This is a genomic window from Brachybacterium vulturis (genome assembly GCF_043641765.1).
Taxonomy (GTDB): domain Bacteria; phylum Actinomycetota; class Actinomycetes; order Actinomycetales; family Dermabacteraceae; genus Brachybacterium; species Brachybacterium vulturis_A.
This window is the reverse complement of sequence record NZ_JBHZRO010000018.1, coordinates 69,262-75,840: the sequence shown is the minus strand read 5'-3', so window position 1 is coordinate 75,840 and position 6,579 is coordinate 69,262. Positions and strand designations below refer to the sequence as shown.

The window sequence follows — 6,579 nt, the reverse complement described above, 5'->3', positions numbered from 1 at the left end:
GCGGGGGCACCCACCGGCCAGTGGATGCCCCCGCTTCACCCTGCACACTTGACAGGAAGACCTACATATCAGCCCTCGAGGTTCTCGATCGCGTAGTCGGCCTGCTCGGCGGTGAACTGGCCGCCGTACTCGGAGGTGAGCTGGTCATGGATGGCGTCGGGGGACATGGCCATCTCCTCCTGGAAGACGCGCGCCGACTCCAGCGCGTTCTGGTTCCAGTCGGCCTCGAGGTTGTCGATCGCATACTGCGCGGCCTCCTCGGTGAACTGGTCGAACTCTGAGGTGAGCTGGTCATGGATACCCTGCTTCGACATGTGCATGACATCCGCGCACGTCTCGGCGGAGCTCAGTGCTGACTTGTGGTCGGCCGGTACGTCGGCCTCTTCGGCCGGTGCCTCCTCAGCGGGAGCGTCGTCCTCGGCCTCGTCCTGCTCGGCTGCCGCGCCGGCGGCCTCGCCCTCGGTGGGAGCGTCGGCCTGCTCGGAGGTCTCCGGGGCCGAGGCGTCGTCGGAATCGCCGCCGCTGGAGGCGAGGAGTGCGGCGCACCCTCCGAGAAGAACGATGACGAGCAGGGCGAGGATGCCGCAGCCCAGGGCGATGAACTTGCCCTTGCCGCGCTTCTTGGGTGCGGCGGGCGCGGGCTGTCCCGGCACGGCGCCGTAGGGGGCGCCGCTCTGGGGCTGGGCGGACGAGGGGTCATGCGGGGGCTGGTTCTGCCCCTGTGGGTCCATGGAGGTCACAGGCTGCTCCTGATGCTGATTTCGGGCGTGTTGGCATCACCCGGCGTGGGAAGGGATGTGCCCATGTCCCCACGGCGTGGGCTCTGTCGTTCCGATGAGCTGTGCAGTGGTTCTCGGGCGTCGGCGCCCCGAACATGAGGAGGAGTTCCGAGTACTAAGCGCCGGCCGGTGCTGGCCGGCATCCTCGCCGCCGTCATGTCCACGCTGTCCTCATCGCTGTCCGCGCTGAGCTCCTCGACCGTCACGTTCGTGGCCAGTGGGCTGCGGTCGCTTCGGAACCGGGAGCCAGCCTCGGCCGCGTCCAGCGAGCCGCTGGAATCCGGTGTTGGGTGGCGACCGGCGGTTGGACGGCGATCGCGGCTCTGTGTCACGCGATCACGATGAGGATCTGCCTGCAGAAGTATGGGGAGGTCGTGCGGAACGGAGTAGCCATACTTTAAAGGACAGGAAAGTATGGACACCTCCCGGATGACGCTGTCTGTATACTTTAACGCAGGAAAAAGTATGCCTGACGGAGAGGGTGCCACCTCATGACACTTTTCGGGATCGATCCGGTCGCCGACGCCGTCCACGATGCCCTCCGAGCCCTCGAGCGAGGTGAGAACCCCGGCGAGCGACGCCTGTTCGACTTCAAGGAGGAGGCAGGACGACGGGACGCGGGAGGAGCTCTCCGTCCAGGAGGGCCTCGCAACGAGTCCGCAGCGAAGAAGCTCGCAGGCGAGGTCGCATGCATGGCGAATTCCCCCGGCGGCGGAGCGCTGATCGTCGGGGTCGCCGCCGATGCGACCCCGATCGGGGCGGAGCTCGACGTCGACTGGCTGCAGGTCCGCCTCTACCAACTGCTCCAGCAGGCGTACACGACGGTCGTCGCGGAAGCACAGGTGCGCGGTGCACGCGTACTCATCATCCGCTGCCCGCCGGCTGTCGAACCGATCCGATGGCAGAACAGAATCACTTGGCGCGTCGGCGACCAGTGCCAAGACGTCGACCCTGCCACCTGGCACGAACGACGTTCGCGCGCTTGGGGCTACGACTGGTCGGCGCAGAGCAGTGGCCTGCAGCCCATTCAGGTCCGTGCGCAGGCGGTGCAGATCGCCCGCGACTTCCTGCAGCTCTCGGGAGACCCCCGCGCGGAGGACCTCGCCGAGGCCTCGGAAGATGACCTGCTGCGGCGGTTGGCCGTCATCAAGGATGACGGCACGCTCACCAACGCCGGTGCGCTGCTTTTCGCTGGGCGCCGGACTGCGGCACTGGACCTCATCCGACGTCCTGGCGCAGGTGCGGACAGCGAGGAACGGGTCCACAACCCGGGACGGTCGGTGCTTGAGGAGCTCGCGGAGGTCTTCGCCGTGGTGCGGGCATACAACCCTCAAGTGCATGTCGAACGGGGCCTGGTGATCGGGCGCGTCCGAGCGCTCCCGGAACGCGCCGTGCGAGAAGCGATCGTCAATGGCGTCGCCCATCGGGAATGGACGGACGAGAGACCGACGACGGTGGAGCACATCGGCAGGACGCTGCGTGTCACGAGCCCGGGTGGGTTCTATGGGGGCGTGCGCAGCGACAACATCATCAATCACCCACCGGTCTCCCGGAACAAGGACCTCAGTCAGCTGCTGGCCACGTTGAGGATCGCCGAACGGCAGGGGGTCGGGGTGGACCGCATGTTCGCAGACATGATCCGCCATGGACACCCGTCGCCCGTGATCGAAGAGCTCGATGGGGTCGCCGTACGAACGGTGCTTGCGGGTGAGCGTCCGGATCTGGGGTGGATCGAGTGGATCTCGAGCATCGAGCCCGACCCGCGTCGGGACCTCAGGGTCCTGATGACTCTGCATCACCTGTCTGCGCAGAGGTGGACTGATCCGGTAGATCTCTACCCCCTGCTTCAGCTGACGGTCGAGGAGTCGCGCCAGGCGGTGGAGAGGCTCTTGGATCACCGCCGTGCCGAACGGCCAGTGTGTCGAGAGATCGACGGTATTCCACCGTCGGCACCGGTGCCGTCCGTCGCGATGGATGTCGAGAGCGTCGAGGCTCTCGCTGCTCTCCGCCGGTCGTCGGGAGTCACGAGTCGGGCACCCTCGCGCGAGCAGATCGCGCGCTCGTATGCGCGGGCGCGGGGGCGCATCAGCACGACGGAGCTCGGAAGCATCGTGGGCGCTGCTCGCACGAACGTGGGCGGCGTGCTGCGAGCACTGGAGCACCAGGGTGATCTCGCGCCATCACGGGAGAGCCGTCGTGGTCCTGGCTTCTACTATCGCTTCACGGGAGACTCACAGTGACGTCGGGATCGCCTGGGCGGCGCAGGCAAGGTGGGCTCAGGATTCGCTCGCCGCGCGGATCCTGGCGATCACCTCGGGGAGGCGTTCGGTGACGGTGCGCCAGAAGATCCCGGTGCCCATCGCGCCGCAGCCGCTGTGCGAGGCGATGTTCCGGGTGGTCACGATCCCGCGGCGCTCGTCCAGCGTGATGACGGTGAGGTGCGGGGCGTACCGGCTCGGATCCTCGCACAGCGCGGCGAGACGCAGCACTGCGACGGTCGCGCGGTCATAGGAGTCGGAGCCTTCCGTGAATGCCTCCCGTCCCTGGCAGATCACATCCTCGAGACGCCGTTCGATCTTCGCCAGCTCGTCGTGCAGGCTCTGGACGGCGGTGGGAGCGCCCGGGGCCGGCGCCGCAGTGCGCGGTCGCACGGACCAGCGGGGTGCGCCGGCCGAATGGTGACCGGGCATGGTCACAGCGGCGCCGCCGATCGGCGGAGGTGCGGATGGATCTCCGGTGCGTCGACGACGGCCTCCACGGGGAAGCCGAGCAGATCGGTCGCCTCGGCCACGAACATTCGGTAGTCGGCAGCCGCCAGCAGCTCATCGATGACGCCGTGCTTGTCATCGTTCCATGCCCACGGCCTCATCCAGCAGGTCGGGCCGGCCCAGGTCGCCGGAGAACACGAAGTCTCCGGTGAGGCTAAAGCCGGGCTCGTCGGCGACGGCGCCGTCGGTGATCAGGTAGGAGAGGTGTTCGGGGGTGTGGCGGGCGGTGATCGTGAGGCCGTGCTGCGCGGCGAGGTCCAGTGACACCTGGATGACGCGCCGCGGATCCACCACGACCGCCTCGCCGCTGGCCTGGCAGGCGATCAAGCAGCTGGGCTGGGACAGGTCTTCGTCATGGATCCTGCACCTGCGATGCGGGAGAGGGGCGCGTAGCGTGGGGGTGACCAGGGGTGGCGCTGGCGCCATCCGCGCAGGATGCGATGGGGGAGAACGCGATGACCGAGCCCATGCCCTTCGAGGTCTTCGAGGAGGGGGTCTTTCTCCACGGCACCAGGGCGCAGCTCGCGCCGGGGGAGCTGCTCGCCCCGGCCCAGCCCTCGAACTTCCGCGAGCACGCCCCGCTGCGGCACGTCTACGTCACCCAGACCCTGCACGCCGCGGCCTGGGGAGCCCAGCTCGCCCGCGGCGCTGCTGAGCCCCGCATCTATGTGGTGGAGCCGACGGGAGAGCTCGAGGATGACCCGAACGTCACCGACGCGAGGTTCCCCGGCAACCCGACCCGGTCTTATCGGACGCTCGCACCGGTGCGGGTGGTGCGCGAGCTCGAGGACTGGCCGCGGCACAGCGCGCAGAGCGTGCAGGCGATGCAGGAGGGGCTCGCAGAACTGCGGCGGGCGGGGGAGGACGGGATCATCGACTGAGGTGCCCGCGTGGGCGCCGACCATCTGGCGGGCCCCGCCTCCCGGTTCGCGGTGCAGGAGCGAACGCGCCGCCCGCTTCCTCACCCCGGGGTCACCGCGAGGGACGCCGCGACCATGAGCGATGTGGCGACTCAGGAGCTGGGCCGCTCGAACGTCGGGTGACGGCTCCGCCGGGAGCGTGTGGAACCCGGTGATCTCCTGCACGGCCTGCCCGGTCTGTCCCTCGTCATCGAGGGTCAGAGACCTGGTCGAGGGCGGTTCCGCAGTGCGGATCAGATCGTTGACGAACTCACCTTCTCGTTTGCCAGTCCTGACGGGCGTGGTCGCGCCTGGGCCGGGGCATCCCGGGACTTGAACGGGCTCGGGGCGGTCGGAGACCGTGCGGTCGCCATGCATGGCCCACAGGACGCGATCTGCGAGCATCGAATGATGGACACCAACGACCGTTGCACCCCAGGAGAAGCGTCGACTCAGCGCGCCGAGACCACCTCACCGGACATCGACGTCCGGGTGGGACATGACGAGATCATCATCCGTAATCGCTACGAGGTCCTCAGCATCACGAACGATGTGCTCATCGGGCTCTTCTTCGTCGCCGGCAGCATCCTGTTCCTGTGGGAGTCGACAACCCTCTTCGCGACGTGGCTGTTCATCATCGGAAGCGTGGAGTTCCTCGCCCGCCCTCTGATCCGCCTCGCCCGCCGGTTCCATCTGAAGAAGTTCGGTTCCTCGCGGGATCGCAGTGACCCGCACGGCGACTACTGAGGAGACTCCCTCGGAACTGGTCGGCCGGGCCACTCACGCGTCAGCCGGGGCCTCCGCGCTGCGACGGCGCCGACCGCCCGGCCAGGGGCTCATCAGCGCTGTCTTCGCGCCCACCGTGGACGATGTCGTCGAGGATCATGGCGAACGCTCTGTCGTCCTGACGCAGCGTGGCGAGGAAGTCCGGTCTCCGGTCGGCGATCGGGTACTGGTCGTAGTACTGATCGACCGCGCGGAAGAACGCTTCTCGTTGCTCCGTCGAGAGGGCTGGGCCGGTGGTCTCCAGCCAGACCTCCGCCTCGAGCCGCTCACTCGGTTCGCTCATGGACCCGCCCCTTCGGTAACGCCTGTTCACAGCCTAACTGCAGCGCCGGTTACCGGGGCGGGACCCTCAGTACGAGCGCGGGCTGTGGCGTCGGCGTGGCTGACCTTCATCCCGCGGCCCGAGGGCTCCTTCGGCGCCGACTACCGGGTGGTGCTGGCCGGTGCGATCACCGCGATGCTGCCGGTCGTGATCACCTTCTTCTTCACCCAACGCTACTTCTTCCGCGGCATCGAAGAAGGAGGGCTGACGTTCACGAGAACTACCGCACCTCGGAGTAGACCCTGCCCGAGGACGACCCCGGCCATCCCTGGGAATCCTGCAGCATCATGACCAGGTCCTGGTGCTCCCTGGGGCGGGACGATCCCGCCAAGCCCATCGAGGAGCTCCGCGGAACCTGCTGAAGATCGTCTCCCGCGGCGGGAGCTACCTGACCGGAGTCGGCCCCGACGCCGAGGGGAGGATGTCCAGCTCCGTCCGCGAGCGGCTCGAGGAGTTCGGCACCTGGATGCAGGCCTGCGGGGAGGGCATCTACGGCACCCGCGGTGCGTCGGAGGTGCTCGGGGTCGACGGTGGCGGGATCGAGTGGTTGCACACCCGGACGGGGTCGGCGCTGTGCGCCTTTGCGCTGCTGCAGGACGGGCCGCTGCAACACGGGGAAAGCTCCCGCGCGGATGGCGACGCTGCGCCGGTAACGCTCACGCTCGCGGCCGGGGCGACGTCCGCGCGCCTGCTCGGTGCCGAGGAGCTTAAGATCCACGCCGGCGCCGACGGCAACTCTATGGTCGCGCCGGCCGGGTCGCCGACCGAGCATGCGGTGGGCCTGGCTGTGGAGCTCTAGCCCGAGAGTGTCGATGTCAGCGATCGTTTGCCCGGCATGAGCGAGGGGCTCGCCGGAACTGAATCCGGCGAGCCCCTCGCTTTGTCCTGCGGGCGCGAGCAGAACCGCAAGCGGCCCAGGTGCTCGATCGGGTCGACGGCCTGCTGCCCGGCGGGACGTCAAGACTTCTGCAGGAGCTCGGCACTCTCAAGCGTCGCCGCCGTGTCTCGCGATGCGGAGCCCAGTA

At 68.3% G+C, this 6,579-nt stretch carries 9 protein-coding genes and 1 pseudogene; 5 read left to right on the top strand and 5 right to left on the bottom strand.

The window, feature by feature from the left end:
- Positions 1–68: 68 nt before the first annotated feature.
- A complete protein-coding gene (locus ACHUEU_RS13665) occupies positions 69–731 on the bottom strand; it encodes an Ltp family lipoprotein (RefSeq protein WP_394216683.1) in 663 nt (220 codons plus the stop codon).
- A 539-nt stretch (positions 732–1,270) separates the two neighbouring features.
- Here ACHUEU_RS13665 and ACHUEU_RS13660 point away from each other — a divergent pair.
- Entirely contained in the window at positions 1,271–3,019 is a 1,749-nt protein-coding gene (locus ACHUEU_RS13660; RefSeq protein ID WP_394216680.1) for an ATP-binding protein, read from the top strand.
- 36 nt (positions 3,020–3,055) lie between these two features.
- On the opposite strand, the gene ACHUEU_RS13655 is transcribed toward ACHUEU_RS13660, so the two are convergent.
- From ACHUEU_RS13655 to ACHUEU_RS13645, 3 genes and pseudogenes are all read right to left on the bottom strand, one after another.
- Positions 3,056–3,469 (bottom strand): antitoxin, encoded by a 414-nt coding sequence (locus ACHUEU_RS13655; protein WP_394216679.1) that lies wholly within the window; start codon positions 3,467–3,469, stop codon positions 3,056–3,058.
- 2 nt (positions 3,470–3,471) lie between these two features.
- Entirely contained in the window at positions 3,472–3,648 is a 177-nt protein-coding gene (locus ACHUEU_RS13650) for a hypothetical protein (RefSeq protein ID WP_394216678.1), read from the bottom strand.
- A pseudogene (locus ACHUEU_RS13645) lies at positions 3,635–3,955 on the bottom strand (MBL fold metallo-hydrolase); the annotation flags it as partial. The pseudogene ACHUEU_RS13645 and the gene ACHUEU_RS13650, both read right to left, overlap by 14 nt.
- A 59-nt stretch (positions 3,956–4,014) precedes the next feature.
- Between ACHUEU_RS13645 and arr the strand changes: the two are divergent.
- Positions 4,015–4,428, top strand: a complete 414-nt coding sequence (gene arr, locus ACHUEU_RS13640; RefSeq protein ID WP_394216682.1) for an NAD(+)--rifampin ADP-ribosyltransferase — start codon at positions 4,015–4,017, stop codon at positions 4,426–4,428.
- A gap of 180 nt (positions 4,429–4,608) precedes the next feature.
- A complete protein-coding gene (locus tag ACHUEU_RS13635) occupies positions 4,609–5,193 on the top strand; it encodes a YrhK family protein (protein ID WP_394216677.1) in 585 nt (194 codons plus the stop codon).
- A gap of 40 nt (positions 5,194–5,233) precedes the next feature.
- Here ACHUEU_RS13635 and ACHUEU_RS13630 read toward each other — a convergent pair whose 3' ends face one another.
- Entirely contained in the window at positions 5,234–5,515 is a 282-nt protein-coding gene (locus ACHUEU_RS13630; RefSeq protein ID WP_394216676.1) for a hypothetical protein, read from the bottom strand.
- 84 nt (positions 5,516–5,599) lie between these two features.
- Here ACHUEU_RS13630 and ACHUEU_RS13625 point away from each other — a divergent pair, with 84 nt between their 5' ends.
- Positions 5,600–5,845 (top strand): hypothetical protein, encoded by a 246-nt coding sequence (locus ACHUEU_RS13625; RefSeq protein ID WP_394216675.1) that lies wholly within the window; start codon positions 5,600–5,602, stop codon positions 5,843–5,845.
- Positions 5,846–5,855: 10 nt separating this feature from the next.
- Positions 5,856–6,353: an alpha-L-fucosidase gene (locus ACHUEU_RS13620; RefSeq protein WP_394216674.1), complete on the top strand. Its 498-nt coding sequence runs from the start codon at positions 5,856–5,858 to the stop codon at positions 6,351–6,353.
- Positions 6,354–6,579: the final 226 nt, after the last annotated feature.

Bases quoted from the DNA above. Each gene is read 5' to 3' on its own strand.
- ACHUEU_RS13665 (WP_394216683.1), bottom strand. From the start codon at position 731: ATGGACCCACAGGGGCAGAACCAGCCCCCGCATGACCCCTCGTCCGCC.
- ACHUEU_RS13660 (WP_394216680.1), top strand. From the start codon at position 1,271: ATGACACTTTTCGGGATCGATCCGGTCGCCGACGCCGTCCACGATGCC.
- ACHUEU_RS13655 (WP_394216679.1), bottom strand. From the start codon at position 3,469: ATGCCCGGTCACCATTCGGCCGGCGCACCCCGCTGGTCCGTGCGACCG.
- ACHUEU_RS13650 (WP_394216678.1), bottom strand. From the start codon at position 3,648: ATGAGGCCGTGGGCATGGAACGATGACAAGCACGGCGTCATCGATGAG.
- arr (WP_394216682.1), top strand. From the start codon at position 4,015: ATGCCCTTCGAGGTCTTCGAGGAGGGGGTCTTTCTCCACGGCACCAGG.
- ACHUEU_RS13630 (WP_394216676.1), bottom strand. From the start codon at position 5,515: ATGAGCGAACCGAGTGAGCGGCTCGAGGCGGAGGTCTGGCTGGAGACC.